This is a genomic window from Dietzia sp. PP-33, from assembly GCF_033790845.1.
Lineage (GTDB): Bacteria > Actinomycetota > Actinomycetes > Mycobacteriales > Mycobacteriaceae > Dietzia.
In genome coordinates this window covers 261,547-287,887 of sequence record NZ_JAMYEI010000005.1, presented here as the reverse complement: position 1 = coordinate 287,887, position 26,341 = coordinate 261,547, and the positions used below count along the sequence as shown (strand labels likewise).

Sequence of the window (26,341 nt, the reverse complement as noted above, 5' to 3'; positions counted from 1 at the left end):
GGGTAGTGTTCCTGGTCAGCGAAGGACCGGGAAGAACAACGCAGATATGAGGGAGGAACACCACGGTGGTCGCCGCGGCGAACCAGCAGGACGGAGCGGACCAGGTAGCTGGTCAGCTCGAACTGACGAAGGACATGCTCGTACAGGAGGTCGGATGGGATTCCGACTGTGACGAGTCGATCAGTGAGGCCGTCGAGGACGCCGTCGGATCGGAGCTGCTGGAGGAGGATACCGACGAGGTCGTCGACGCCGTCCTGCTCTGGTGGCGCAACGGTGACGGTGACCTCGTGGACAGGCTCATGGACGTCGTGACCCCGTTGGCGGAGGAGGGCTCCGTGTGGGTCCTCACCCCCAAGACGGGGGTCGACGGGCACGTGGAGCCCGCCGTGATCGCCGAGTCGGCGCAGACCGCCGGGATGCTCCAGACCCGTACAGCGGCCCTCGGTGACTGGGCGGGAAGCCGCCTGGCGCTGCGCAAGAAGGGCGTTCCACGGAAGTGATCACCGCCCCCGGGGGCGGCCGGCCACCCTGCGGTCGGGACCCCCGGTGGGTGGGATAATCTGGCGCACACCGTCGCGTTCGTCGCGGCGGTGTTCTCGCGCGCGTAGCTCAGCGGTTAGAGCTCTGGTCTTACACACCAGCGGTCGGGGGTTCGATTCCCTCCGCGCGCACCCATGAACGACAACCGGCTCCGCGCCCTGGGGATCGCGCTGGGCTTCGCCGCGGACACGGTGTTCGCGGATCCGTCCCGGTGGCATCCCGTGGCCGGTTTCGGGCACTGCGCACTCGCGTTGGAGGGGGCGCTCCACCCGGTCGCGGGCGTCGGAGTCGGCCCGGGCGCCCGCGGCTCCACCGGCACCCGGTTCCGGGGCGTCGTCTTCACGGTGGTGCTGGTCGGGGGCGCCGCCACCGCGGCGGGGGCCGCGGAGCACCTCACCGCCCGCCGGCCGGCCCTCCGGGTGGCCACCACCGCCGTGACCGTGTGGTCCTGCCTCGGCGGGACGTCACTCCTGCGGGTGGCGCAGCGCCATGCGCAGCTGTTGGAGCAGGGGGACGTGCCCGGGTCCCGCGAGTTGTTGCCGTGGTTGTGCGGACGGGATCCCCGCGCGCTCGACGCCGGTGACCTCGCCCGCGCGGTGGTCGAATCCGTGGCGGAGAACACCTCGGACGCCGCCGTGGCCTCCTTGTTCTGGGCGGCGGTGGCCGGCCCCGCCGGCGCGGCAGCGCACCGGGCCGCCAACACCCTCGACGCGATGGTCGGCCACCGTTCGCAGCGGTACGCCGACTTCGGCTGGGCCGCGGCGCGACTCGACGATGTCCTGGGCTGGCCCGCCGCGCGTGTGGCCGCCCTCGTCACCGCGATGACGGCGCCCGTGGTGGGTGGCCGGCCGGGGGAGGCGATGCGCGCCTGGTCGCGGGACGCCCCGGCGCACCCGAGTCCCAACGCAGGGGTGATCGAAGCGGCGTGCGCGGGTGCTCTGGGGGTTCAGCTGGGGGGCCGGACCCCGTACCCGTACGGGGTCCAGATGCGACCGCTGCTGGGTCGCGGGCCCGCGCCACGACCGGATGACGTCCGCAAGGCGGTGCGACTCATGCGCTGCACCCAGGTGGCGGTCGCCGCGGGTGCGGTCCTCGCTCGGGTGGTGCTCGGGGCGGTCGTGGAGCGCCACACCGGGCGGCGTCAGGTCCGGAGTCGGTCCGCCCGCCGGTGCGCCCGACGTCGCTCGGCGTCGTCGCGCTGACCGTAGCGGGCGCGCAGTGCGCGTTCGCGGGCGTCGAACCCCGGGTCACCGCGATCGTCCTCGCCGGTGTCGACGGGGTCGTCGAGATCCTCGTCCCCGTCGCTGTGGTGGCGTCGCGCCCGGATCTCGGCCCAGGCGAAATAGGCCAGGGCGAGTGGCGCGAGGACCCCGAAGGCGAGCCACTGCAACCCGTAGGACAGGTAGGGGCCGTTCTCGATCCCGGGGATCGGTACCGGGGTGAGTGAGCCGGGCTGGTCTCCGGTGAGCTGGAGGTAACCCGCCGGCTCCAGGGAGCTGCCGAGGGTGTCTCCCAGGACGACGGGGTCCATGACCCGGACCGCCGGCAGTCCGTCCACGAGCACGGGCTCGGCCTGACCGCTCTCGGCCGCCCGGATCCGGGCGGTGATCGCGACCGGGCCCGTCGGCGCCTCGGGGTAGTCGGGGACCGTGTTGTTCTCCCCGACGGGCACGTAGCCGCGGTTGACCAGGATGTCGGGGCCGTCGTCCGGATCGAAGACCGTCAGCACCTGGTACACCGGCTCACCGTCGACCGCGCGGAGTCGCAACAGCGCCTCCGCGTCGGGTCGCCACCGACCGTCCAGCGTGACCAACCGCCACTCGCGGTCCGCGAACGCCCCGGGGTCGTCCACGACCTGCCCGAGCGGGGCCGGAGCGGCCTCGATGGACTCCGCCAGGCGGGAGTTGCGGGCCTCGAGGTCGTCGCTCTTGCCCAGTTGCCACGGGGCCAGCAACGCGAAGCACGCCCAGGCGAACAGCGCCACGGCCAGCAGACCGATCAGCCACCCGGGACTCAGTAGGCGCCGCACACTCCGCATGTCCCCAGGGTATCCGTTGCACCCGGACGAGCTAACTCAGGAGGTCACGGACCTCGGTCACCAGTCCGGGGATCGCGCCGGCGATCTCGAGCCGGGTGCGGGTGAAGCCGCCGTGGTCGCCGTAGTAGGGGTCGGCCACGTCCGTGCCGTCGGCGCCGGGATCGAACCCACGGAGGAGTCGGACGCGGCCCGGGTCGGCCCCGGCGGCGAGGAGGTGATCGCGGTGGCCACTGTCGAGCGCCACCACCAGATCGGCGGAGTGGTCCGCGGGGGACAGCTGCGCGGCCGTGTGCGCGCTGTCGTACCCCGCGGCCTCGAGTTCGGCCGCGGCCCGCGGGTCCATCCCGTCGCCCACGTGCCACCCGCCGGTGCCCACGCTCGACACGGTGACCCGGCCGCCGAGACCCGCCTCGGCGAAGGCGTGCCGGGCCATGACCTCGGCCATGGGGGAGCGGCAGATGTTGCCCGTGCAGACAAAGACGACGTGCACCGCCCGGTCACCAGCCATGGACGATCTCCTCCAGCTCGGTGGTGTCCACCGGAGACCAGCGGGCGGTGTCCCACTCGCCGGGCCGGCCGTATCCCCAGCGCACGATCGCGGTGGGGATCCCGTACCGGGCAGCACCCTCCACGTCGTGCTCGCGGTCGCCGATCATGAGCACCTGACCGGTACCCCCTTCGGGTGCCGGCACCGGCTGCACCCCGAGCGCGGCGAGCGAATGGGCGATCACCTCGGCCTTGGCCGCACGACCCACCCGCAGGTCCGCCCCGCCGATGAACTCGAACCGGTCGGCGAGCCCGAAGTGGTCCAGGATCCGTCGCGCGGAGCGTTGGTCCTTGCTCGTGGCCACCGCCATCCGGTAGTCCTGGCCCGCCAGTCTGGCCAGGAGACCGTCCATGCCCTCGTAGACGGAGTTCTCGAGCCAGCCCACGTCGGTGTAGCGCTCGCGGTACGCGCTCATCGCGCGGTCCAGGTCCGTGCCCTCCAGCCCCAACGAGGCGAGCGTGTCGGGCATGGGCGGACCGGCGATCGACCGGATGTCCCGGGAGTCGTCCCACCTGGCGCCGACGGTGCCCAGCGCGTGGTGGAGCGACCGGGCGATGCCGTCCAACGAGTCGGTGATGGTGCCGTCGAGATCGACGAGGAGGATCGGGCGGTCGGGCATGGCGCCATCCTCCCAGAACCCGGCCCGTGGGTGCGGCCACCCGTCGCCACCGCCCCCGTGTGCCCCACCTAGGCTGCGGGGCATGACCCCAGCGCCCGGAGCAGCGCCCGGACCCGCGCCCGGAGCAGCGCCCGGACCCGCGCACGGCGGGGCACCGTGGGATCCACTACGCCATCACGGTGACGCCGACCTGGTGCCCGGCGGAGTGGACTTCGCCGTGAACGTGCGTGGTGACGGCCCTCCGGGGTGGCTGCGGGACCGGCTCGCGGCCCGCCTCGGCGACCTGGGTGGGTACCCGACGGCCGACGACGACGAGACGGCGGTGTCCGCGGTCGCCGCCCGTCACGGGGTGGACCCGCGACGCGTCCTGCTGTTGGGTGGCGCCTCCGAGGGATTCCACCTGCTCGCCGACCATGCGGCCCGGCGAGGCCTGCACGCGGCCGTGGTGCATCCGTCCTTCACGGAACCGGAGGTGGAACTGCGGCGGGCCGGTGTCCGGGTCGACCGCGTGATCCTGCCCCCGCCGTATCGACTCGACCCGGCACTCGTGCCTGCTGAGGCCGACCTCGTCGTCGTCGGCAACCCCACCAACCCCACCTCCGTCCTCCATCCCAGGGCGACCCTCGTGGCGCTGTGCCGCCCCGGCCGGGTCACGGTGGTGGACGAGGCCTTCTGCGACGTGGTGGCCGACGAGGCCGGGCACACCCTCGCCGGGGCCGACCTGCCCGGACTGGTGGTGCTGCGGTCGCTCACCAAGACGTGGGCCCTCGCCGGGCTCCGGGTGGGGTACGCCGTGGGCGACCCGGAGGTGCTCGCCGACCTCGCCGCGGACCGCCCGCACTGGCCACTGGGCACCCTGCAGCTCGAGGCCGTCCGGGCCTGTCTGAGCCGGTCGGCGGACAGGGAACTGGAGGCGGTGCGCGCGCGGGTGCTCACAGAACGGGAGGCGATGGTGGTCGCGCTCGAGGCCGCGGGGATCTCGGTGGTGGTACCCCCCGCCGCACCGTTCGTGCTGGTGCGCACCCCGGCAGGGGCGGATCCGGTGCGGTTCCGTGCCGGGCTGGCGCGCCGGGGCATCGCGACCCGCCGCGGGGACACGTTCCCCGGACTCGACGCCACCCACCTGCGCCTGGCCGTGCGTGACGGCAGGATGGTGGCCGACCTCGTCCGCGCGTGGCGGGCGCAACGGGAAGGGGATCGACGATGACCACAGGTGGGCCCACCCTGGCCGACGTGATCGACCTCCTGGAGCACGCGTACCCACCGCGGCTGGCCGAGTCCTGGGACCGCGTCGGACTGGTCGCCGGCGACCCCGCGGTGCGGATCGACACCGTCGTGGTGGCCGTCGACGCCACCGACGCCGTGGTCGACCACGCGCTCGCCGTGGGCGCCGATCTCCTGCTGGTCCACCACCCGCCCCTGCTGCGGGGGGTGCACTCGATCGCCGCCGACACCCCCAAGGGTCGCCTGCTGCACCGCCTGGTGGTGGGGGGATGCGCGCTGTACTCCGCACACACCAACGCCGACTCCGCTCGGCCCGGGGTCAACGACGCCCTCGCCGAGACCCTGGGGCTGACCCCGGGGCGGCCACTGGCACCGACGGGCGACGGCACCGTGGACAGATGGGTGGTGACGGTGCCCCACGACGACGTCGAGGACCTCCTCCACGCGGTGTTCGCCGCGGGGGCCGGCCGGATGAGCGGGTACACGGAGTGCTCGTTCTCCGTGCCTGGCACCGGACGGTTCCGCCCCGGCGACGGTACGGATCCGGCGATAGGCCGGGTCGGCGAACCGGAACAGGTCTCCGAGACCCGCGTGGAATTCGTCGCGCCTCCCGAGCTCAGGTCCGCGGTCCGCCGGGCGGTGACAGCGGCCCACCCGTACGAGGTCCCGGCCATGGACGTGCTGGTCAACCACGCCGGACCCGGTCCCGGCCCCGATGACACCGGGCTCGGCAGGATCTGCGAACTGGCCGAGCCGATGACGCTCGCGGACTTCACCGGGTTGGTGGCCGACCGGTTGCCGCGGACACGGTGGGGCGTCCGTGCGGCCGGTGACCCGGACACGGAGATCAGGCGGGTCGCGTTGTGCGGTGGGGCCGGCGACTCGCTGCTGGGCGCGGCACGGGCCGCGGGAGCGGACGTCTATCTGACCGGCGACCTGCGTCACCATGTGGTGGACGAGCACCTCCGCGGGGGCGGACCGGCGCTCGTGGACGCCGCGCACTGGGCTCTCGAGTTCCCGTGGTGTGCGCAGGCCGCGGCACTGCTGGAGGAGGGGGTCGGGGTGACGGCGACCGTGTGCGACCTGCGTACCGACCCGTGGACGGTGGCGTCGGGGGGAGTGGGCGACGGGCGGTAGTCTTGGCCCCCATGAAGGCCGATCCCACCGTCCAGCGTCGACTCGTCGACATCGCCGAGCTAGACCTACGCCTGGGTTCCCTCGCGCACCGGCGCAGATCGCTCCCCGAGCAGGCGGTCGTGGACGCGCTCGAGGCCGAACGGCGGGCGGCCGTGGAATCCGCGGCACGGGCCGGCATCCACGTCGAGGACCTTGACCGCGCCATCGCCAAGTTGCGTTCGGATCTCGAGGCCGTGCGCAGGCGACGCGAGAACGACTCCGGACTCGTGGCCGCCGGTGGGTTGTCCGACAGGCAGGCGACCGAGCTCGAGTACGAGCTCGGGTCCCTCCACCGCCGCGAGGAGGCCCTGGCGTCCGAGCTCGCGGAACTGACCGAGCGCCACGAGGCCGTGGAGGCCGATGTGAGGCACTCCGGTGCGACCATCACCGACCTGGACGCGCGACTGGGCATGGCCAGGACCGTCCGGGACACCGCCCTCGCCGATCTCGAGGACGCCGTCACCGCCACGACCGCCGAGCGGGCGCGCGAGGCCGAGGACCTTCCCCCCGAGCTGCTCGACCTCTACTCCCGTAGTGCAGTGGAAGCAGGTGTAGGGGCCGCCATCCTCAACGGCGGCCGGTGTTCGGGGTGCGCGATGGATCTCGACCGCAGCACAGTCTCAGCGTTCCGCTCCGCTCCCGTCGACGAGGTGCTGACCTGCCCGGAGTGTGGCGTGATCGTGGTCCGCACGGACAACACGTGAGCGGCGGCCCGGGCTGGACCGGTGCGGCGGGCGCGCCCACCCGGATCGTGCTCGCCCGCCACGGGCAGACCCCGCTCTCGGTGGACAGGCGCTACTCCGGGCAGGGCGACCCCGAGCTCACGGATCTCGGCGTGCGTCAGGCGGAGCAGACCGCCGAGCGCCTGGCCCGCATCCCGGGGCTCTCCGCCGTGGTCACCTCGCCCCTGCGCAGGTGCCTGGGCACCGCCGAGCGGGTCGCAGACGCGGCGGGGGTCCCCCTGGTGGTCGCGGACGACCTGATCGAGACGGACTTCGGTCAGTGGGAGGGCCTGACCTTCTCCGAAGCCGCCGAGCAGGACCCCGAGCTCCATTCACGCTGGATGTCGGACACAGCCGTGCCGCCCCCCGGTGGCGAGAGCTTCGCCGTGGTCCGCGCCCGGGTCGAGCGGGGACTGCGTCGGATCGTCGCCGAGAGCCCGGGCGGGGTGGTGGCCGTGGTCAGCCACGTCACCCCCATCAAGCTCGCGATCCGGGCGGCCCTGGACGCCGGCGACGAGCTCCTGTTCCGGCTCCACCTGGATCTGGCCTCGGTCTCCGACGTGCGTTTCTACCCGGACGGGCCGACCTCGGTGCACCTCGTCAACGACACCTCGCACCTCGACTAGACTGCCAGGGCGAACGAGTCGGCCGGACGGCCGCGGACAGGGGAACCGGCGCCACCAGGCGAGAAGGCCCCGGTCCGAGGAAAGTCCGGACTCCACAGAGCAGGGTGGTTGTTAACGGCAACCCGGGGTGACCCGCGGGATCAGTGCCACAGAAAACAGACCGCCGTACCCTCGCGGTGCGGTAAGGGTGAAACGGTGCGGTAAGAGCGCACCAGCGCCCCGGGCGACCGGGGCGGCTAGGTAAACCCCGCCCGGAGCAAGGTCGAAGGCCGCACCCGCGAGGGTGCGGTTGCGCGGATGGTGTGCAGTGATGCACGGAAGGGCTGCTCGCCCGAGTCCGCGGGTGGACCGCTCGAGGCACCCGGTGACGGTGTGCCCAGATGGATGGTCGTCGCCCCCCGCACGCGGAGGGCACAGGATCCGGCTTACAGGCCGACTCGTTCGCCCAACCCCAGGAAGCTGTCTGACCTGCGCGTTGTCGCTGGTTGGCCGAGTGGCTCTAGTCGCTAGATTCGGTCGGAATGGACGGCTGGAGCAGCTGATGCGGGACCGGTGCGGGACGGGCGCTATGTCCGACCCGGCCGCTAGCCTTCGACCGTGAAGTGGACCGAGGACGCCCCGACGCACTGCCCGAACGGCCACCTCCTCGGCGCGGACCGCGTCCTCGTCGGCTGGCAAGCGCCCCTCGCCGGCACCCTTGAGGGCGGCACACGGGTCCATGAATGCCGCGAGTGCGGGGCCGTGATGCGATGGACGCCCACCTGCCGATGGGCGTAACCGCCGTGCGCCGAATCGAAGACACCGCCACGGCGTCGGCATAGACTCCCGACCACCCGATGAAAGGACTCTCATGTTCGGTATCCCCTTCCCCCGCGCCCCGATCCAGGACTGGCTCGGCATCGACCAGATCTACCCCGGTCTTCCGGGCACCTTCCAGGAGCAGCTATCCGTGACGTTCAGCCTCGCGGTGCCGTTCCTGTCGATCATCGCTTCCGGTGGTTCCCTGTAGAACGACGACAAGCCGCCCCCACCGATTAGGCGGGGGCGGCTCATTCGTGCGGTGTGAGGTCGCAGGGCCTCATGGCGGCTGGAAGTGCCGGGCGATCCGGGCCGGCGGCTGGGGCAGTCGCAGGCTTGGGTCCTGGCGCTGCAGCTCGTTTCGCAGGTCGATCGAGTAGTTGCGGAAATCTTCCACCTCGTCGGAGAGGTCGTCGATGCGCCGGTCGCGTACCTGCAACTCCTTCCGGAGCTCGCCGACGATGATCTCCACTGCGTCGAGGCGCTTGCGGAGGGCCTCGTTATCGGCCGACACCCGAGCGACGAACGTGTCCCAATCGGCGGTCTTCGCCTGAGACGATACGGTCTCGTTGGCCTCCTCTCCAGTCTTGCGGGAGAAGCGGGCGGTGATCCAGGTGCCTACCACCAGGACGCCGGCGCCGAGCAACGTCACGACCGCCTCTCGCCACGTCACCCGTCGCCCCTGAGGTCGAGCTTCACCGGCTCCCGAGAGGGGCCCACCGTATCGGCGAGGGCGGCGACGATGATCGTCAGGCCAGCCAGGTTCAGGATCAGCGCGCCAGTCACCCAACCGCGCGAGGCGTCCCCGAAGACGGTGGCGGTCATGTACGACAGTCCCCAGATCGCCCACATCATAGACACGAACGCGAGCGCGTAGCGGCCGACCACTCGATGCCAGATTCCGGCGAGGACTGTCACCCCGGCGGCGATCCACACGATGGCCCACACGTGCAGCGGCACGAGCGCATCGATGAAGTGTGTGAGTCCGCCGGTGCTGGGCTGGTTGAGGTACGCCACCCCGCGGGCCACCGCCCCGCCCGCGACGATGACGAGGGCGGCGATCCGCAACTTCGGGTGGTGGGGCTCGAACGCCCGCATCAGCCGGCGCGGTGCTGGCCGACGTAGTCCAACGCGGACGCCGACTCGTGATCACCTCGACCAGACGAGGCGATCGAGGTCAGCAGCGACAGCACCGTCGCCGTCGCTGTGATGCCCAGGCCCGCGGCCCAGTCGATCTCCCAGATCGGGGTGCCGATGATGAGTACGCCGCCGGCGGTCTGGGCGGCGGTCTTGACGGCCCGCTCGGACGCGTCCTTCCAGAAGCTGAGAGTCCACATGGTCACTTCTCCTTGCTGAACAGGTTGGTCACGGACTCGATCGCCTTCTGGAGCCCCGGTAGGCGCACGACGTTGATCGACTCGAGCTTCTTGTCGAGCTCGAGCACGAAGCCGACGAGGGTCTCCTTGAAGGTCGACTACTCGCCGGTGTCCGGGTCCTCGTAGCGAGACTCGAACAGGTACGTGAGCTCGTGGTGTACGCGGTCGAGCTTCTTGCGGTCTTCGTCGGTGAACATGTCGTCCTCCTCTGGCGCGGACGCCGGGTTGAGTTCTTCGGTCACGTAGCGCAGGAACACGTCCCACGGGAAATGGGGGCCGGGGTCGGTGTGGGTGGACTCGCGGAACGCGGCGCTGATGTCTCCGTGGGAGCAGAAGCCGCGAACCCGCCGGCCCTGGACCTCGGGCACGGACAGGCGCCGCACCTCGTGCCCGTGGTTGCGGCACCACTGCGCGCAGATCCGCGCCGCCTCGCGCAGCTGGTCGTCGTGCTTCAACCACGTCTCGCGGGAGTCGGAGGCGTACGCCAGGAACGACAGGTGGAAGCCCAGCCGGTCCCCTGTGTGCAGGGACGCACAAGGGGTGTAGTTGTCGTCGTTGGCGCGCAGGCTCTCGCCGTCGGCCGCCACGAGGACGGTGTACGAACCGGTGCCGCTGGTCTCCTGGTAGTCGGCGCGGTTACGCAGGGCACGCTCGCCACTCTCACGCGGGCACTCGTAGGTGTGAAGCGCGATCAGCGGGACGGTCTGCGGATCGCGCGGGCCGCGGTCGATGGAGGTGAGCTGGGTGTAGGTGGTGGACGGTTGCACGGGCGGTCCCTTCGACGGGGTCGGGGTGGGCACGGGCGCGCCGCGGGGCGGAAACAGTGCGCCCCGCCAGTACGGCATGGGGTCCTTACGTCCCGGGCCGGGCGGGCGGCGCACGTAGTTGTGACGCTCGACGTGCACGTGCGGATCCACGCCGCCGTTCGTGGAGCGGTTGCCGTTGATGTGCCCGATGCGTTGGCCGGCCTCGACCCGCTGGCCCACGTTCACTTCGGGAGTGATGTGGCCGTAGAGGTAGAGGTCCGCGGCGTCGGCGGTGGGGGAGTCGATGTCGAGGTACCAGCCGAACCCGCCCGGGTCGTAGGCCCGGGCGACGACGGTGCCGCCCTGGCAGGCGTAGACGGGTTTGCCCGCGGATCCGCCGGGCCATCCGAAGTCGGTGCCGTAGTGGACGGTGCCCCAGCGGGGCCCGTAGCCGGAGGTGATGATGTGGCCACGCTCGAGCGGCCAGTAGATCGGTGCCATGGGGTCCTCCTAGAGGATCTGGCGGCGGGCGCCGCAGCGGCATCGGGCGACGGTGCCCATGGGTGCGTCGTAGGGGCGGCCGAGCGAGAGTCGGTGGAATCGGGCGACGTGCCAGACGGCCCAGGCGAGGCGTCTCACAGGTCCCTCACCCGCCACGCCACCGAATCGGCGAGCCGATGCGCGAGAGATCGAGTGTCGCCCGGAGTGGGGAAGTAGCGCTTGTAGGCGACATCGTGGCCGTCGCCGAGGTAGGACTGCGCTTCGCCGATCGAGCGTTGAATGCGGCCACCGAGACCGCCGAACCACAGGTGCAGCGGCAGTCCGAGGAAAGGGATCAGCTGCAACCGGCCGCGGTGGGCCTTGTCCACGAACGCGTGGAACAGGCCGCCAGGGACCGCGTCCGTCGAGGCGGTGAGGTACCGCAGCAGGGAGTCGGGGGCGGCGCGGCAGATCGGGTCCCACGGTGCTCCGCACCAGAACGTCCGGTTGGGGACCGGTCCCCACTCCTGGCCCATGATCCCGTGGCCCGGGCCGTTGGGGACACCGTCCTGTTGCCGGTTCGCGGGCTGCCACGGATCGGCCAGGTGCGCGATCGCCGCGACCTGGTCCTTGAGTCCGGGGTGTCGCTGCAGCAGCTCGCGGGCGGGCCTGCAGCCTGCCGAGTAGCCGACGAGGACGTACTGGCCTTCGTGTCGCCACATGTAGTCGACAGCCCACCGGATCGCTTCGGCGGTGGCCACGGGCCACGGGGTCTTGCCGCCGACCCCTATGAGGCTCGCGGCCCACGGCACCCACACGACGTGGCAGCCGGTTTTCCATCGGATCCGCTCGGCGACTGCGTCGACGACCTTGCTGGTGCGGCCGGCGGTGCCGGCGCCGTCAAATACGAGGAGGGTGAGGGGTTGGCGTGGAGGTGCTGGCTGATCACCATGATGATCGCGCTCTCGCTGGGACATGGGGCCTCCCTGAAATGACGAAACCCCCGTCGGGATGGCGGGGGCCGGGTCGTGCGGGGCGGTGGGGTCAGGTGGGTTCGTAGCTCAGCCCGAACAGCTCGGCGGGGCAGATGGCTAGCGACCCGCCGTCCCCTCGGATGAGCCAGTCGCCGGGGCTGGCGGTGGTAGTGCCGCCCCACGGCGGGATCTCCAGGACGGCGGTCGAGTCGCACTCGCCCGGGGCGTGGACCGGAGCGCCGATGAACTCGGCGACCTCCGAACAGTTGGTGCCGGGGAGGTACTGGACCGCCTCGTACACAGGGCGGCGCTTGTGGAACGTCTGGGGCACGGCGACCTCCTGAGATGACGGCACCTCATGGAGGACGAGGCGCGACGATAAGCGCTGGCAGATTAACCAGCTGTGCAAGCAGCACGACTTGAAGGGGGCACTGATGAGTGAGAGCGAAGCCACCGAGAAGGAATGGCCGTTCGAGGGGCCGACAGAAACGATGCAGGGAGAAGCGACGGTTGTCGTGGGGTCGCTGACTGTAAGAATCAATCCCGACGGGTCGGCCGTGCTTGTCACGCAAACCGGGGAGCCCGGAGCTTCAGGCCCAGAGACCATCCGAGCGGATGCCTTTCTGAGCCCAGAACAGGTGAGAGACCTCGGCGGCTTTCTCTACTTCAACCCGAAATAGCGCTGGTCGACAACGGCACCACGGGCCGGAGGCGGCGCATATCCATCGCCCATAATCGGTGTTTGTTGGGACACAAGGTCCGGAAGTTGGCTACTCTTGGCACGCCCCTCCGGGGGCCTCTGCCTGTAGCTCAGCTGGATAGAGCAGCTCCGTTACGAAGAGTTCGGTCGGGGGTTCAAGTCCCTCCAGGCACTTTGGTGAGATCCCGGCGCGGCGGTTGCCCCGGGATCTCACCCCTTCTCGGGACGCGCCTAGTCGGTGGCTACGGAATGCCGACGATCAGATCAGCGAGGTCCGGTGTAGAGATTCCGAGCAGGCCGGGAGTCTCGTCGAACAGCGAGGTCAGGTCCGCCACTCGCCACGTCTCGATGTCGACCGTCCGGTTCTGCCCTGCGGTCACCTGGTAGCCAATCGCCGCATACGCCTGCTTCGCCGCGTTCGCCGTGGCCCGCACAAAGAGGACCCCCGCGCCGGACGCGTCTACAGTCAGCGACCCGCTGAGGTCCGGTTAGAATGATGGTCTGACATGATTTCTCCTACGAGTTGGTGTCACGCCCGCCGCGACTAGACCTCGCGGCGGGCTTCTTGTTGGGACGGTGCGTAATGGACGCAGCTACGTGGGTCTCCGCTGCAGCACTGGGCGTGTCTGCGGTGACGTTGGTCGTCGCGCGCGCACAGCTACATGTGGGCCGAACCTCCGCACCCGGCTCAGGGGTCCGTGTTGGCCTGAGCGACATGCGCCTACCCGTAAAGGTTGGAGACGTCTGGTACCGCCGCTGCCAGCTGAGAGTGACCGCAGCGGGGCCGGCCGTCTTGCACGACGTGAGGTTGAAGGTGTGGGATGCCGAAGTATTCGACGACGTTCGCGACGAGATTGTGGAAAGAGAATCTGTAGTCGCAGTTCCAGGTCCAGTCACGAGCAGTTCCGAACCCCAAGATTGGACCTTCTTCATTAGGGAAACGGAGTTTGCGGGAGCCTCCGCAGGGGTGCTCTGGAATGTCAAACACGGCGAGGGCGTGTTCACGAGAGCCGTCCGCAGATCGCTGACGGGCGGCGACCTTTACCGTTGGAAGTGGAGCACTTCAGCCCGCCTGTGGGCACGAATTCGGCATCGCTTTCTATCCGAAGAGCAACGAGCCGAAGTGCTTGAATTCTGGGTCGGTGAAGATCCTGAGACAGACTTGCGAGGCCACGGTCGCTTCCGCTACCGGGGCTACTGGAAGAGGGTCGGCGATGTGCCTCTTCTCCAAGGCCACGGCCCCACGGGATCCGCACCGTTTCCCCCGGTTTCCTTAAGGCAACGGGTCCAGCGCCAGCTTCGACGCCGAACGGACGGCTGACAGAGCCTGATTTGGCTGGGGGCCACGAAAGTGGCGAAGTCACTCGTACTTGACTCACTTCTGCACCGCCTTGCCGCACGTGCCGGAGATCTCGATACGGATCCCCGGCACGCGGCTGTCTCCTACCGTCGAAGTGCCACCCACGACGACAGGAGATGATTCGTGTCCCTTGACGGATTCCTCGGATCGACAGCAGAGCCCGACAGGCTCCCCATCACGGCACAGTTGAAAGCTGCGCTCGGCGACGCGTACCGGTCCGGAGACGTCGCAGCTTCGTTCGAAGCGCTTGCCGAAGCTATCGACGCCCTCGACGACCGCACATCCTTGGCCTTGATCAAGGCGCAGTGTGAGAATCCAATTTCCGCCGAGCACTTCCCGATCGCGAATGAGGTCCAGGCGAATCTGAATGACTACTTCGAGATCAGCCTCGACAGCGTGTCCGTCGCTGACGTTCTGTCGGGCCTGATCGGTGTCATCTCCACTTTGGAGATGGGGATCAGTCAGAACAGACGTGACCTTGCCCTTCTGATCTCGGAGCTTCGCCAGGCGGGCCTCAGCGTCAGCGAGCTTGAGGACTGACCGATCCCGGCGGAGGCGGGCGTGTTCGACGGCCGCCTCCGCCGCATCGAGTGGGTACGAGCCGCTGGTTTTCATGACGCCACCGCCACGAGCCGGCCATCGAGGAACCGCTCGACGAAGTACTGCTGACCCTTGCCCGTCACCTTCGGGGTTTTGTTCAGTGACGTGTGCCCGTCCGAGTGGACGACCGTCGTCTCCTTGATGCGGAACAGGCCCAGCTCCATCGACTTCTGGGTGGGCATGTTCCAGTCGGTGCCCTTACGGGAGATCAGGTAGCCGCGCGAGCGGAGGACCTCGAACAGTCGGTTGGCGCCGATGTCGATGCCGTTGCCCTTGAGGACCTTCGCCAGCTCTCCGACGAGGATGTTCGACTTTGAAGCGGAAACCGCGTCGGCGAAGAGGACCTTCGGCGCGTCGAACTCCCGTTGCGCCTCAAGCTCGGCGCGGCGGGCGCGCTCGGCTTTGAGGTCGGTGGCGAGTCGGATGATCGTGTCCGGGTTGGAGAGGACCGCCTCGACCTTCGCCTCGGTGAGGTAGCCACCGTGCTTACGGATTGATGGGAGGACCTCGGAGGTGATCCACCGTCGGAACGCGGCGGCCTCCGGATTGTCGGACCGGATGACGACCTCGTACATGCCCGCCTCGGACACGACGGTCACCGACTGTCGGCCTCCAGGGGTGTCGATCTGATCGACGCCCTTCATGTCCTCGTCGAGACGACCGGACACATCGCGGGCGTTGCGGATCTCGAGGACCCGGCAGAGATCGGCGAGCACGAACCACGGCTCGCTCTCGATGGTGACGACACGCACCTGCGCGTCGCCATACTGGAACGGGACAAGAGCCCCGGTATGATCTGCCACGACAGAACTTCCTTTCTTGTCGTTGGCCCTCAGGTGTTGCCTCACCTGGGGGCCGTTCTCATGCCGCAAGGCTTGCGGTGGACTTGCGCGGCTTGTACTGGGTGTCGATGTCGCCGGGCGCGAGGCCGTAGACGATCTCGAGTGCTCGAAGGAGTTCTGCGGACGCTCCTCGGTGACCGCCTTCGATGCCGGAGAGCGCGCCGCGCGTGTATCGGTGCCCGGTCTCTTCTTCGATGCGTCGAGCGAGTTCGTCGAGGGTGATCCCAGCGACCACACGCAGTGCGCGAATCGGGACATGTGGAACCGCGGTCTTGCTCCGGTTTGCTTCGTACCGGCGCTGGGCCACCCCTCGATTGCTCACGCAGCAATCATATGGCAAACAGGCGCCAGATAAAGCCCAACTGCTGGCAAACTTGTCGAATCTGCGGAATCCCAGGTGTGTCATTCGATGGCCAGGTAAATCCCCACGTTGTTGTTTGCCGTGTGTTGGGTTGGTTTGCCAGACTTTGCGGGGCACGATGAGTTCCATGACCAACGACTGGCCCCGACTGGCCGAGGCGGTACGGAATCGCCGCCTCGCCCTACGGATGTCTCAACTGGACGTCGCGCACGCTGGCGGGCCGTCCGACACCACCGTCAGCAAGATCGAGAACCAGACTGGGAAGAACTTCGCGGCCGCGACCGTCAATAAGCTGGACCGGGCTCTTGAATGGGAGGCCGGGTCCGCCGCGCGCGTACTAGACGGCGGTGACCCCACACCCCTTAGCTATCCAATGGGGAGGCTGACATCGGCAGACCTCATGGCAAGGCTTCGGGGAGTAGACCCCGACTTCGAGGCTGACCCGCCAGTTCGCCGGCAACCGTCACCAAACGCACCGAAGGCAGGTGCCGTGGTAGACGGCGGGGAAAAAAACCTGGACGCAGAGAGGATCTTCAACGAGTGGGCCGACCACTCGACTGCGGTATTCCGACTTCGAATGGAGTACGCGCGCTCTCGCGGCCTACCGCTCGAAGCGGCTGCCCGCGAGCTTGACGAGGTATTCGATATGGCGCTCGGGAGCAAAGACGGGCGCAAGTGGACCCCGCCGTGGGATCCGAGCACGTACCCACCAGGGACTACGCCGTGGGTCTCGTCCTGGTGGACGCCACAGAATCGTGATGCATACGAAGACTGGCTTTACCCCGAGCTCGGGGAGAGGCGACGAAAGGCTCGGGCTGAGCAAGAGGACCTGCTCGGCGACCTGGGACTCCCGAGCAATAGCGACCTGCTTGCCCAGCTTGATGCTGCGGCGAAAGCGGTCGAAGAAGCCACGGGAACTGCGGCGCGCGTAATGGCACATCTAAACGCACAGGACACAACGCGATCAGTTCTAGAGGAACTCCGCCAGAGACGAGAGGGAGGCCCCAGTGAAGACCAGGACCCGCAGGACCCGCAGGGCGATTCGCTGGCTGATGAAGAAGCTGGGACTCGCCGAACCCCCATGAAGGCCGAGGGCTTGCCCGGCTCCGGTGACATCATGGCTTCCAGTCTCGATCTAGCGCGATCGAAGCGCAGTGTGGAGCACCAGCACGAGGAGAAGTCGTGAGTCTGCCCCTATGGAATAGTCGCGACGTGCTGGACGAAGGAGTCCACGCGGCCACGATGGCGGACGTGTACGACAGAATGGTGCTGGATGCTCCGCACCGAGAGCACCGCGAGATGCTCTTCCACGCGCTCGCTTCCTACATGGCGCAAGTCAGCCGCTTCGTCCAAAGTGGGAGGCTCTGGATCGACGGGGGCTTCTCGATGCGCAAGCCGGACGAGCCCCATGACGTGGATGTCGTAGTCATCCCGGATGATCCGGCAGTGATCGATTCGTTTACCCCCGAGCAGCGCGTAGATTTCATGGGCTTACTCACCCTGCAGGACGTCATCATCGGCTCGCCCGGCCCCTGCTGGATGGATCGAGTGCAGCCAGTAGGCGGTGCCCTCGATGGCTTCGTTGCGGCGCCTGACGCTCTCGATCCGTGGCTAGACACGTGGTCTACCGTTAAGCGAAACGGGGCAGTGGTCCCGGGGGAACGCAAGGGATTTGCGGAGGTCCGACTGTGAGTAACCCTTTCCGCGATGAGTACCTACAGAACCGAGATCAGGGGTTTTTCGGGGAGCTCGCCCGCAGTTCTTTGCTGGCCGCTGAGTCGAAGTTCTACGGAGTGAACGCGCCGCGACTGACCGTAAGCATCGATGGTGGTGCCGTGAGTGCCTACGAGTCAGCGAAGTTGACCATGGCGGTCGTGGACGCGACCGCGCTCTTCAGTCGTTATGTGCTACACCCCGGCGAGGATGCGGTGAATGTGCTTGCGGATCACCGCAAGCAACTCAGTCTGCGTCCGCTCGGATCTGCGGGCAACCATCTCGAGTTCGGCTTTCCTGACGTGGAGCGCGACGCAGAGTTCGCCCCCCTCTTCGGCGACCGAAGTGTGTCTCTCGCCGAAAAGGCGGCTTTGGACATGGCCGAGGTACTACCCGGTGGAACCGACGATGACGGTGCCCTCGACTCGGTCCTCTCGCTGCCTGTAGCGCAACGCAAAGGGATTGAAACGCTCGCGAAAGCGGTCAAGGACATCGATCACGGCCTAGCAATGACGGTTTCCGTGGCTAGCGGCCAATCATCGACCGCGATGCTCTCTCGCCCCCAAGCTGTCGTACTCAAGGACGCCCTGTCCGAGACCAAAGTCCAGAAACGGCTCGTTACAGACCGAGGGGTCCTTGACGGCGTGCGGACCCGACGTCGGCTGTTCTACTTGGAGAGGGACACCGGCGACATCCATGGGTCAGTCGCCGATGACGTGCTTCCCGAACTGGGCCGGCACCTCGGTAAGCCGGTCCAGGTGACCCTGGAAGAAATAACACCGATCCGCGCATCTGGATCGCGAGGCAAGACGACCTATCGCTTGACCTCGATCACTCCAGATGCAGGGCTATTCGACTAGGAGCGCGTCAGTGGCCGTACAGCGCAGAGAGCGTGCCGGGAAGGTGCGCTGGGTCGGCCGGTACCGAGACGCAGTCGGCAAGGAACACTCGAAGACGTTCGATCGCGAAAAGGCCGCCAAGACGTGGGTTGCCGACCGGGAGAAGGAAGTCCGGGACGGCACCTGGGTGTCGCCAGACGTTGCGTCGATGACTCTCTCCACCTGGTGTGAGACCTGGTACGCGGGACGAACCGGCATCGCGCCGGCCACCCTCGAGCAGTACCGCACGATCATCGACACCGATATCGTTCCGGCGCTAGGGCAGATCCCGATCCGCGCGCTGACGACCTCGCGGTGTCGGCAGTGGGTGCGCGACCTCACCGAGACGAGGCCGTGCTGAGCGCCCATCGCCGCGGAGGTCGACGGCAAGAAGACCGCACGACCCGACGTGCTCGCGGTCTCCACCGCGTCGACCCGCGCCCATGTGCTGGCGTCAATCCTCAAGGAGGCCGTCCAGGAGGGCGTCCTCGTCCGGTCGCCCATGAACGGGGTTAAGCCCCCTAAGCGTGCCGTCGAGACCTCCGCCGTCGATCCGGACGTTCTGCCGACCGGCGCTGAGCTGTGGGCGCTCCGCGACGCGGCATCGAGCCTCATCGCGGAGGCGATCATCGTCGCCGCCGGCACCGGGTTACGACAAGGAGAGCTCCTCGGGCTGCGGCGCCGAAGCGTCGACTTCCTCCGCAAGGAGATCGTGGTCGTCGAGCAGGCCGTCACTATGACCCGCGGGGGAGCTGAGTTCCGGCCGCCCAAGACGCGGCAGGCACTACGGCGGCTTCCGGTCGGTGACGTGGTGATCGACGCGATCGCCAGACACCTTGAGCAGTACCCGTGCGAGCCGGACGAGGCGATCTTCCGCAATCGCATGGGCAGGCTCCACCGCCGATCCGCATTCGGCGACCTGTGGCGGCTCGCCCGTCGCGATGCCGGGGCCCGCGACTCGCTCCGCTGGCACGAGCTGCGGCACTTCTACGCGTCGACCCTCATCGCCGGCGGAGCGTCCGTCCGGGAGGTCATGGAGCGAATGGGGCACACCTCGGCCGAAGAGACCATCGCCAGGTACTTCCGTCTGTGGCCGGATCGGGAGGAATCGACCCGCGGGATCATGGACACCGCGCTCGCTCGCGGGACCGATGCGGGACCACGGGCCCTGAAATCGGTCTGACCAGGGGGTCGATTCTGTCTCCGGCTTACAGGCCGACTCGTTCGCCCCATCCCTCCCTCCCGCGCGACGTGCGCGTGCTCTCTGTCCGGGGTCGCCCGGGTTACGCGCCCTCTCTGGTCCATTCCGCCATCGCGAGTCGGAGGGGGGCGGGCAGAGAGGCCGCGCAAGCTGCGCAAATCGGGGCATCGCCGCGGGTAGGGTCGGACGGAGCACCAGATCACCGAGATCCGAGGAGGTCCGTCGTGGCGGAAGAGCAGTGGTACTACGACATCGCGCTGGGTAAGGCGGTCCAGGGCAAGGTGACCAACTGGGACAACCGCATGGGCCCCTACGCCTCCCGCGGTGAGGCCGAGGCGGCGCTGGCCAAGGCCAAGGCCCGCAACGAGGCGTGGGACGCGGAGGACTAGGAGTTCCGCGACGACCGGGACCGAGCCGGGCGGGGAGGGGCCACGTCGGACGGGCCGCCCCTCAGCGTTTCGCCCCCGACCTCTTCCCGCCCCGGTTCTTGCCGCTCGATCCGCCACTGTGCTTCTTCCCGCGCCGCCGTCGCGCCGCGCGGCGGGATTCGGACAACTCGCGGTAGGCCGCGGTGACGGTGGCGGCGTCGTTCTCGAACCCGGCCAGGGCGCGCTCGGAGGACCCGCGTTCGTGCTCGAAGAGCACCCCGAACCCGAACGTCGACTCGCCGGCGGACTCCGCGCGCTTGGCGATCCGACGGATCCACATCCGGGCGGTCACACTGTCCTGGACGTCGCCGAGCACGGTGTGAAGTCGTTGACACGCGGTACGCAGCGGGGCGACGGACAGGCCGTCCGACTCCCGCAGGGCGCCGACGTTGCGTCTCAGGGCCTTGGCGCGCTTGCGCACGACGTGGGTCAGTTCCTCGCGCTGGGCCAGGGTCAGGTCGAGCGCCTCGAGGTCCCGTTCGGTGCGGGTGCGGGCCTTGGTGAACTTGGCGAACTGCCGGTCCACCCCTCGCAGCACCATGTCCTCGGTCTCGCGCCGCTTCTCCTTGGCCGGCGCCGGTGTCGCGCCCTCGGGCGTTCCGTCCCGCTGGCCACCTGGGTCGGGATCGGTGCCGGCGATCTCGACGAGCAGGTGGAGCCTGTCGAGCAGGTCGAGGTAGCGGTCCGAGCCCAACGCCGCGGTCACGCGCACGCCGGCCCGCCGCTCCTCCGCCGCGAGTTCCGTGCGCAACCGCTGCCGCGTCTGCGGGGAGACGACGTCCTCGGGATAGCCGGCCGCCAGCGCCCCGAGTCGCTCGTCGACCACCTGGATGTCGCGCACCTTGCCCAGTACCGCTGCCAGGACCTTGAGCTCCTCGAGCAACGCCGCCAGGTCGAGGTCGGCGTGCGCGGTGTCCGCCTCGAGCTCCTTGGCGAAGGAGCTGATGGTGCTGCGTAGCCCGCGGACGGCGACCCGCATCTGATGGACGCCCACCATCGTGACGCGCCGGGCGGCCGGGTCGTGATCGAGCACCCGGTGGAGGTCCTCACGCAGCGCGTCCTTCACGGCGGAGACGCCCTTGTCGGCCGGGCCGGGGAGGGGGCCGAGGGCGCGGGCGAGTTTGGACGACGACGACGAGGTCGTCGCCCCGGCGGCGGTGCACGCAGCCGCGACGGTCGCGAGGTGGCCCGGTGCGCCGGGCCGCGACGGATCGACGAGTTCGGCTTCCCACTCCCGCCACTCGCGGACGGCTCCCGCCGGGTCCGGGGCGAACGATTCGGTGGACACGTGGTCGTCGCAGAACTCCACCACCGCCGTTCCGTCGGGCTCGCGCAGGACCATGACGTGCCGCCGGTTGTCCACGCGGGCCACGGGTGCGAGCGGCCGGCGGCGGACCAGTCCGGCCACCGCGTCGACGAATTCGGCCGGGACCCCGCCCCGGTCGTCCTCCCCGTGATCGAGGGGCGCCTGGAGTTCCACCCGGCCGGCCTCGGACGGCAGTTTGAGGTGCCAGCCGGCGTCGTCGCCACCGGTGCGCCGCCTGAGTGTGACCTTGTGGCGGGTGAGGGCGAGATCGACGGTGTCGTAGTACGTCGCGGAGAGGTCGTGGACCACGGGCTCGTCCGCCACGAGCGGGGCGAAGGCGTCCGCGGTGGGAATCGGGGTGTCGGGGTCGACCTCGAATTTGCTCTCGACCTCAACGGTCTCGCTGATCGTCATGGACTGGTTGTATCAGGCCCGGATGAACTCGGCGGCCCGCTCTCCCCTAAACGGACTTACCGGCGGGTAAGATCCCAGTGGTTCCGATCACATGCTCGCCGTAGGGAGAAGAAGTGGATCAGCCGACGATTGTCGACGTCCTGGTAGTCGGGGCCGGGTTCTCCGGCCTCGGGGCGGCCATCAAGCTCACCGAGGAGGGTTTCGACGACCTCATCGTGGTCGAGCGGGGCTCCGACGTGGGGGGCACGTGGCGCGACAACTCCTACCCGGGGGCGGCCTGCGACGTGCCGTCCCACCTGTACTCGTACTCGTTCGCGCTCAACCCGGGGTGGTCCCGCGCGTTCTCCCCGCAGGGTGAGATCTACGACTACATGCGTCGCGTCACCCACGAGGCGGGCGTGCGGGACAAGATCAGGTTCGGCGTCGAGGTCACCTCCGCCCGGTTCGACGACGACCGCGGCCGGTGGACCGTCCACACGACGGCAGGGGAGTACGACGCACGCGTGGTGGTGCTGGGCGTCGGCGCCCTGTGCGAGCCCAAGCTGCCCGAGATCGAGGGTATCTCCGGGTTCACCGGCCCGGTGTTCCACACCGCCCGCTGGGACCACTCCGTCCCGCTCGCCGGCCGACGGGTCGCGGTGATCGGGACCGGCGCCTCGGCGATCCAGGTGGTGCCGTCGATCGCGCCGACGGTGGAGCACCTCGACGTCTACCAGCGCACCGCGCCCTGGGTGCTGCCCCGCATCGACCGCGAGTACCCGAGAGCAGAGCGGGCTCTCTACCGCAGGGTGCCCGGGCTGCAGCGAGCCGTCCGTGCCCTCCAGTACGCCAGCCGGGAGCTCCAGGTCGTGGGGCTGACCCGCAACCGGGCGGCGCTCGCGCCGATCAAGGCGATCGGGCGCGCTCACCTCGCACTGTCGGTACGCGATGCCGGATTGCGGGCCAGGTTGACGCCGAACTTCGAGATCGGTTGCAAGCGGATCCTGCTGTCCAACGGGTGGTACCGGGCGCTGGCCCGCCGGAACGTCGACGTGGTGACCACGCCCATCAGCCGGGTGGTCGAGAACGGGATCGTCACCGCCGACGGGGTCGAGCACCCGGCGGACGTGCTGGTGGTGGCCACCGGATTCCACGTCACGGACTCGCCGTTCTTCGAGCGCGTCCGGGACTCCTCCGGGCGCACCCTGGCGGACAAGTGGGCGGCCGAGGGGATGGAGGCGTACAAGGGCACCACCGTCGCCGGGTACCCCAACCTGTTCGTCCTGGTGGGTCCGGCGACCGGCCTCGGCCACTCCTCGATGATCTACATGATCGAGTCCCAGCTGAACTACCTGGTGGACGCGATGCGCACGATGCGCGACCGGAACCTGCAGACGGTGGAGGTCCGCGAGGCCGTCCAGGACGCCTACAACCGTGAGCTTCGGCAGGACACCGGTGAGACCGTCTGGGTGACGGGCTGTGAGAGCTGGTATCTCGATGCCAAGGGAAACGCCCCGGCCGTGTGGCCCGACTTCACATTCGCTTTCCGCAACCAGACCAGGGAGTTCGACTTGAGCGCATACCGCCGCACGTCCGCCGGGGATCCCACCCCCCACGAAGCCACTGCCGGGTCGCCGGTCGCGGCGGCGGGGCAGGGGGCACAGCGGTGAGCGCGCCGGTCGGCAGACTCGTCAACGCACTGGGCGGGGCGACCGCACGCCGACCCCGCTGGCGGATGGACGGCAAGGTCGTCGTCATCACCGGTGCCGGTTCCGGCATCGGGCGCGAGCTCGCGCGCGAGGCCGCACGCCGGGGCGCCCGCCTGGCACTGAGCGACATCGACGCCGACGGGCTCGCCGAGACGGTCCGGCTGGTGCGCGGTGAGGGGGAGAGCGAGGTGCACTCCGACCGGCTCGACGTCACCGAACAGGCCGCGGTCGCGGAGTACGCGGGCCGCGTCGTCGAGCGTTTCGGCGTGGTCAACCTCGTGGTCAACAACGCCGGTATCGCGTTCACCGGATCGGTCGAGCAATCAGGGTACAAGGACATCGCCCGGGTGATGGACGTGGACTACTGGGGGGTCGTGCACGGCACCAAGGAGTTCCTGCCGCACCTGATCGCCTCCGGCGACGGCCACCTGGTCAACGTCTCGAGCATCTTCGCGTTCCTGTCCGTGCCCACCCAGAACGCCTACAACGCGGCCAAGGCGGCGGTGCAGCAGTTCACCGAGTCGCTCCGGATGGAGATGCTCGCCGCAGGCCACCCGGTGGACGTCACCTGCGTCCACCCCGGTGGTATCAAGACCGCGGTCGCCCGGAACGCCGGAGCGGCCGAGGGGCTCGACAGCGCGACGTTCGCCACCACCTTCGACAGCGCGTTCGCCCGCACCGAGGCGTGGACGGCCGCGCGGGTGATCCTCGACGGTGTCGAACGTCGCCGGGCCCGCGTGCTGGTCGGCGTGGACGCCCATCTGCTCGACGCGCTGGTCCGGGTGTTCCCGACCGGGTACCAGAAGGCCACGGTCGCGTTCTCGCGTCGGTACGGGCTCGTCTGACCAGCCCGCCCTCGACGAGTGGTCGCGTCTGTACAGGTTCACCGGCGCCCGCCCTGGGCCGATGCGGACCGGAGCGACCACTCGCCGGGGCGGGTACGGGGTTCAGGGGCGGAAGCGGTCAGTCGCCTCGAGCAGGTGATGCGTGGTGCCGGGTTCGGCCATGGCGTGCCCGGCGTCCGGGACGATGTGGAGGTCCGACCCCGGCCACACCGCGTGCAGCTGCCAGGCGTTGGCGACCGGACACACCACGTCGTAGCGCCCGTGGACGATCACCGCGGGCAGATGGGAGATCCTGTCCATCCGGTCCAGGATCGCCCGGCCGTCGAGGAACGCGTCGTGGGTGAAGTAGTGGTTCTCGATCCGGGCGAATGCCAGGGCGAACCTGTCCGCCTCGTCGTCGTCGCGCCCGGTGTCCGGTCGTGGGAGCAGCGTGGACGTGGAGGTCTCCCACGTCGTCCACGCGCGGGCGGCCGCGAGCTCGATCGCGTGATCCCCACAGTGCAGGAGGCGGTGGTAGGCCGCCACGTGGTCATAGCCCGGGCGGTGGACCGCCCCGGCACCGTCGGAGACCAGCAGCGGTGCGAGGTAGCCCTCCCACGCGTCGGGGAACAGGTGGGCGGCGCCGCCGCGGTAGAACCAGTCGATCTCCGACGGCCGGCACAGGAAGATCCCGCGCAGCACCAACCCGCGGACGTGCTCGGGGTGTTCCTGGGCGTAGGCCAGCGCCAACGTGGTGCCCCACGATCCGCCGAACACGAGCCACCTCTCGACCCCCAGCGCCGCGCGGAGCCGTTCGAGGTCGGCCACCAGAAGCCAGGTGGTGTTGACGGCGAGGTCGGCCCCATCGGCGACGTGGGGCGTACTCCGGCCACATCCGCGCTGGTCGACCAGGATGATCCGGTAGGCGGTCGGGTCGAACATCCGGCGGTGCGCGGGAGTGGTCCCGCCGCCGGGCCCACCGTGGACGAACAGCACGGGGACTCCGGCGGGGTTCCCGGAGCACTCCCAGTACAGGCGCTGACCGTCGCCCACGTCGAGCATGCCGCTCTCGTACGGCTCGATCCCGGGGTACGGGGTGCGGCGCGTGGTCTGCTGGTTCATCGTCGATCCAGGGGAGATCAGAAGGAGTGGTCCGGGCCGGGGAACGCACGTGAGCGGACCTCGTCGCCGTATTCCCGGGCGGCGTCACGCAGGGTGTCGGCGAGCTGCGCGTAGCGCTTGACGAACTTCGCCGTCCGTCCTGTGCTGTGGCCGGCCATGTCCTGCCACACCAGCACCTGTGCGTCGCATCCGTTGCCGGCGCCGATGCCGACCGTCGCGATCTCGAGCTCGGCGGTGACCTCCCGCGCGAGGTCGGCGGGCACCATCTCCATGACCACGGAGAAGGCGCCGGCCTCCTGCACGGCACGGGCGTCGGCCCTCAGGTCGTCCGCTGCGTCCCCGCGTCCCTGGACACGGAAGCCCCCGAGTCCGTTGACCGACTGGGGGGTGAAACCGATGTGGGCCATGACGGGGATGCCGGCGTCCACGATGGCCCGGATCTGCGGGGCCATCCGGACCCCGCCCTCGAGCTTGACGGCCTGGGCGCCGCCCTCCTTCATCATCCGCGTGGCGGCGGCGACGGCCTGAGTCGGTGAGGACTCGTAGCTCCCGAACACCAGGTCGGCCACCACCAGGGCCCTGGGGGCGCCGCGCGTGACGGCCCGCACCAGCGGGATCATCTCGTCCTCGGTGACCGGCACCGTGGTGTCGTACCCGTAGACGACGTTGGCCGCCGAGTCGCCCACCAGCAGGACGGGGATCCCGGCCTCCTGGAACAACCGGGCCGAGACGTAGTCGTAGGCGGTCAGCATCGGCCAGGGTCGCCCCTCGGCCTTCAGCTCGGCCAGGTGATGGATGCGGGTCACCCTCGTCAGGCCCTGCGGTCCGTCGTCCGGCGAGCCACCGGAACCGTAGACCGGGGTGTCGGAGTTGTCGCTCATGGCGGTGGGGCCTTCCTACGGTGACCTCGAGGCCGGCAGCGGGAGCCGGTCCCCGGGTGGACAGGGGGCGGGACGGGCTCGCCCGTCGCCGACGAGTCTGCCACGGCCCGGGGCGCCGGGTCTCCGGGCCCTGAGGTCGCGGGCCCGGGGGCGGGGG

General features: G+C 69.4%; 31 protein-coding genes, 1 tRNA gene, 1 other RNA gene and 1 pseudogene. 19 read left to right on the top strand and 15 right to left on the bottom strand.

The features are described 5' to 3' along the window. Positions 1–65 precede the first annotated feature (65 nt). The 3 genes from NJE57_RS11305 to NJE57_RS11295 all read left to right on the top strand — a co-directional run bounded on the left by NJE57_RS11305 (position 66) and on the right by NJE57_RS11295 (position 1,742). Entirely contained in the window at positions 66–500 is a 435-nt protein-coding gene (locus NJE57_RS11305; RefSeq protein ID WP_319028511.1) for a DUF3052 domain-containing protein, read from the top strand. A 98-nt stretch (positions 501–598) separates the two neighbouring features. Continuing rightward, a tRNA-Val gene (locus NJE57_RS11300) sits at positions 599–671 on the top strand. 3 nt (positions 672–674) lie between these two features. Further along, positions 675–1,742 (top strand): cobalamin biosynthesis protein, encoded by a 1,068-nt coding sequence (locus tag NJE57_RS11295; RefSeq protein WP_319028510.1) that lies wholly within the window; start codon positions 675–677, stop codon positions 1,740–1,742. Here NJE57_RS11295 and NJE57_RS11290 read toward each other — a convergent pair. From NJE57_RS11290 to NJE57_RS11280, 3 genes are read right to left on the bottom strand one after another with little or no spacing between them, the layout of a single operon-like run. Further along, entirely contained in the window at positions 1,682–2,578 is an 897-nt protein-coding gene (locus tag NJE57_RS11290) for an SURF1 family protein (RefSeq protein ID WP_319028509.1), read from the bottom strand. The genes NJE57_RS11295 and NJE57_RS11290 overlap by 61 nt on opposite strands. Before the next feature lie 31 nt (positions 2,579–2,609). Beyond that, positions 2,610–3,086, bottom strand: a complete 477-nt coding sequence (locus NJE57_RS11285; RefSeq protein WP_319028508.1) for a low molecular weight protein-tyrosine-phosphatase — start codon at positions 3,084–3,086, stop codon at positions 2,610–2,612. Further along, positions 3,076–3,744 carry an HAD hydrolase-like protein gene (locus tag NJE57_RS11280; protein WP_319028507.1) on the bottom strand — a complete coding sequence of 223 codons (669 nt, stop codon included), beginning with the start codon at positions 3,742–3,744 and terminating at the stop codon, positions 3,076–3,078. The genes NJE57_RS11285 and NJE57_RS11280 overlap by 11 nt, the downstream gene beginning before the upstream one ends. 82 nt (positions 3,745–3,826) lie before the next feature. On the opposite strand from NJE57_RS11280, the gene cobC reads away from it, so the two are divergent. The 6 genes and pseudogenes from cobC (at position 3,827) to NJE57_RS11250 (ending at position 8,501) form a co-directional block, all read left to right on the top strand. Further along, complete coding sequence (gene cobC / locus NJE57_RS11275; protein WP_319028506.1) at positions 3,827–4,951, top strand: Rv2231c family pyridoxal phosphate-dependent protein CobC; 1,125 nt, start codon at positions 3,827–3,829, stop codon at positions 4,949–4,951. Next, the gene (locus NJE57_RS11270) at positions 4,948–6,105 is read left to right on the top strand and encodes a Nif3-like dinuclear metal center hexameric protein (protein ID WP_319028505.1); all 1,158 of its coding nucleotides are present in this window, start codon (positions 4,948–4,950) and stop codon (positions 6,103–6,105) included. Before cobC ends, NJE57_RS11270 begins: the two co-directional genes overlap by 4 nt. Before the next feature lie 11 nt (positions 6,106–6,116). Continuing rightward, on the top strand, positions 6,117–6,848 hold the full coding sequence (locus NJE57_RS11265) for a zinc ribbon domain-containing protein (RefSeq protein ID WP_319028504.1): 732 nt from the start codon (positions 6,117–6,119) through the stop codon (positions 6,846–6,848). 8 nt (positions 6,849–6,856) lie between these two features. Continuing rightward, positions 6,857–7,492, top strand: a pseudogene (locus NJE57_RS11260) (histidine phosphatase family protein); the annotation flags it as partial. A gap of 14 nt (positions 7,493–7,506) precedes the next feature. Then, positions 7,507–7,936: RNase P RNA component class A (gene rnpB / locus NJE57_RS11255), an RNA gene on the top strand. A gap of 406 nt (positions 7,937–8,342) precedes the next feature. Beyond that, entirely contained in the window at positions 8,343–8,501 is a 159-nt protein-coding gene (locus NJE57_RS11250; protein WP_319028503.1) for a hypothetical protein, read from the top strand. A gap of 69 nt (positions 8,502–8,570) precedes the next feature. On the opposite strand, the gene NJE57_RS11245 is transcribed toward NJE57_RS11250, so the two are convergent. From NJE57_RS11245 to NJE57_RS11220, 6 genes are all read right to left on the bottom strand, one after another. Continuing rightward, complete coding sequence (locus tag NJE57_RS11245) at positions 8,571–8,942, bottom strand: hypothetical protein (protein WP_319028502.1); 372 nt, start codon at positions 8,940–8,942, stop codon at positions 8,571–8,573. Positions 8,943–8,959: 17 nt separating this feature from the next. Continuing rightward, complete coding sequence (locus NJE57_RS11240; RefSeq protein WP_319028501.1) at positions 8,960–9,388, bottom strand: hypothetical protein; 429 nt, start codon at positions 9,386–9,388, stop codon at positions 8,960–8,962. Further along, positions 9,388–9,627, bottom strand: coding sequence for a holin (locus NJE57_RS11235; RefSeq protein WP_319028500.1), 240 nt, complete (start codon positions 9,625–9,627; stop codon positions 9,388–9,390). Before NJE57_RS11235 ends, NJE57_RS11240 begins: the two co-directional genes overlap by 1 nt. A gap of 137 nt (positions 9,628–9,764) precedes the next feature. Beyond that, the gene (locus NJE57_RS11230; RefSeq protein WP_319028499.1) at positions 9,765–10,913 is read right to left on the bottom strand and encodes a M23 family metallopeptidase; all 1,149 of its coding nucleotides are present in this window, start codon (positions 10,911–10,913) and stop codon (positions 9,765–9,767) included. A gap of 134 nt (positions 10,914–11,047) precedes the next feature. After that, positions 11,048–11,869 (bottom strand): hypothetical protein, encoded by an 822-nt coding sequence (locus tag NJE57_RS11225; protein WP_319028498.1) that lies wholly within the window; start codon positions 11,867–11,869, stop codon positions 11,048–11,050. Between the two features lie 67 nt (positions 11,870–11,936). Next, positions 11,937–12,197 carry a hypothetical protein gene (locus NJE57_RS11220; protein WP_319028497.1) on the bottom strand — a complete coding sequence of 87 codons (261 nt, stop codon included), beginning with the start codon at positions 12,195–12,197 and terminating at the stop codon, positions 11,937–11,939. A 103-nt stretch (positions 12,198–12,300) separates the two neighbouring features. On the opposite strand from NJE57_RS11220, the gene NJE57_RS11215 reads away from it, so the two are divergent. Then, positions 12,301–12,546: a hypothetical protein gene (locus NJE57_RS11215; RefSeq protein WP_319028496.1), complete on the top strand. Its 246-nt coding sequence runs from the start codon at positions 12,301–12,303 to the stop codon at positions 12,544–12,546. A 262-nt stretch (positions 12,547–12,808) separates the two neighbouring features. On the opposite strand, the gene NJE57_RS11210 is transcribed toward NJE57_RS11215, so the two are convergent. Then, positions 12,809–13,000: a hypothetical protein gene (locus tag NJE57_RS11210; RefSeq protein ID WP_319028495.1), complete on the bottom strand. Its 192-nt coding sequence runs from the start codon at positions 12,998–13,000 to the stop codon at positions 12,809–12,811. A gap of 1,049 nt (positions 13,001–14,049) precedes the next feature. Here NJE57_RS11210 and NJE57_RS11205 point away from each other — a divergent pair. After that, positions 14,050–14,466: a hypothetical protein gene (locus NJE57_RS11205; RefSeq protein ID WP_319028494.1), complete on the top strand. Its 417-nt coding sequence runs from the start codon at positions 14,050–14,052 to the stop codon at positions 14,464–14,466. 71 nt (positions 14,467–14,537) lie between these two features. Here the strand turns inward: NJE57_RS11205 and NJE57_RS11200 are convergent, their stop codons facing one another. Together NJE57_RS11200 and NJE57_RS11195 are read right to left on the bottom strand one after the other, a co-directional pair. Next, the gene (locus NJE57_RS11200) at positions 14,538–15,329 is read right to left on the bottom strand and encodes a phage antirepressor (protein WP_319028492.1); all 792 of its coding nucleotides are present in this window, start codon (positions 15,327–15,329) and stop codon (positions 14,538–14,540) included. Between the two features lie 58 nt (positions 15,330–15,387). After that, on the bottom strand, positions 15,388–15,690 hold the full coding sequence (locus NJE57_RS11195; RefSeq protein WP_319028491.1) for a helix-turn-helix transcriptional regulator: 303 nt from the start codon (positions 15,688–15,690) through the stop codon (positions 15,388–15,390). Between the two features lie 157 nt (positions 15,691–15,847). Here NJE57_RS11195 and NJE57_RS11190 point away from each other — a divergent pair, with 157 nt between their 5' ends. The 6 genes from NJE57_RS11190 (at position 15,848) to NJE57_RS11165 (ending at position 19,910) form a co-directional block, all read left to right on the top strand. After that, positions 15,848–16,915: a helix-turn-helix transcriptional regulator gene (locus tag NJE57_RS11190; protein ID WP_319028490.1), complete on the top strand. Its 1,068-nt coding sequence runs from the start codon at positions 15,848–15,850 to the stop codon at positions 16,913–16,915. Next, a complete protein-coding gene (locus NJE57_RS11185) occupies positions 16,912–17,421 on the top strand; it encodes a DUF6932 family protein (protein ID WP_319028489.1) in 510 nt (169 codons plus the stop codon). Before NJE57_RS11190 ends, NJE57_RS11185 begins: the two co-directional genes overlap by 4 nt. After that, complete coding sequence (locus NJE57_RS11180) at positions 17,418–18,302, top strand: hypothetical protein (protein WP_319028488.1); 885 nt, start codon at positions 17,418–17,420, stop codon at positions 18,300–18,302. Before NJE57_RS11185 ends, NJE57_RS11180 begins: the two co-directional genes overlap by 4 nt. A 10-nt stretch (positions 18,303–18,312) precedes the next feature. Beyond that, positions 18,313–18,681 carry a hypothetical protein gene (locus tag NJE57_RS11175; RefSeq protein WP_319028487.1) on the top strand — a complete coding sequence of 123 codons (369 nt, stop codon included), beginning with the start codon at positions 18,313–18,315 and terminating at the stop codon, positions 18,679–18,681. Positions 18,682–18,729: 48 nt separating this feature from the next. Further along, positions 18,730–19,503: a site-specific integrase gene (locus tag NJE57_RS11170; protein WP_319028486.1), complete on the top strand. Its 774-nt coding sequence runs from the start codon at positions 18,730–18,732 to the stop codon at positions 19,501–19,503. A 242-nt stretch (positions 19,504–19,745) separates the two neighbouring features. After that, the gene (locus NJE57_RS11165) at positions 19,746–19,910 is read left to right on the top strand and encodes an SPOR domain-containing protein (RefSeq protein ID WP_319028485.1); all 165 of its coding nucleotides are present in this window, start codon (positions 19,746–19,748) and stop codon (positions 19,908–19,910) included. Positions 19,911–19,971: 61 nt separating this feature from the next. On the opposite strand, the gene NJE57_RS11160 is transcribed toward NJE57_RS11165, so the two are convergent. Further along, positions 19,972–21,669, bottom strand: coding sequence for a CYTH and CHAD domain-containing protein (locus NJE57_RS11160; protein ID WP_319028483.1), 1,698 nt, complete (start codon positions 21,667–21,669; stop codon positions 19,972–19,974). Between the two features lie 113 nt (positions 21,670–21,782). On the opposite strand from NJE57_RS11160, the gene NJE57_RS11155 reads away from it, so the two are divergent. After that, positions 21,783–23,318 carry an NAD(P)/FAD-dependent oxidoreductase gene (locus NJE57_RS11155; protein WP_319028482.1) on the top strand — a complete coding sequence of 512 codons (1,536 nt, stop codon included), beginning with the start codon at positions 21,783–21,785 and terminating at the stop codon, positions 23,316–23,318. A gap of 65 nt (positions 23,319–23,383) precedes the next feature. Continuing rightward, on the top strand, positions 23,384–24,202 hold the full coding sequence (locus NJE57_RS11150) for an SDR family NAD(P)-dependent oxidoreductase (protein WP_319028527.1): 819 nt from the start codon (positions 23,384–23,386) through the stop codon (positions 24,200–24,202). Positions 24,203–24,304: 102 nt separating this feature from the next. Here NJE57_RS11150 and pip read toward each other — a convergent pair whose 3' ends face one another. Beyond that, a complete protein-coding gene (pip, locus tag NJE57_RS11145) occupies positions 24,305–25,303 on the bottom strand; it encodes a prolyl aminopeptidase (protein WP_319028481.1) in 999 nt (332 codons plus the stop codon). A 17-nt stretch (positions 25,304–25,320) separates the two neighbouring features. Continuing rightward, a complete protein-coding gene (panB, locus tag NJE57_RS11140) occupies positions 25,321–26,184 on the bottom strand; it encodes a 3-methyl-2-oxobutanoate hydroxymethyltransferase (RefSeq protein WP_319028480.1) in 864 nt (287 codons plus the stop codon). Between the last annotated feature and the right edge of the window lie 157 nt (positions 26,185–26,341).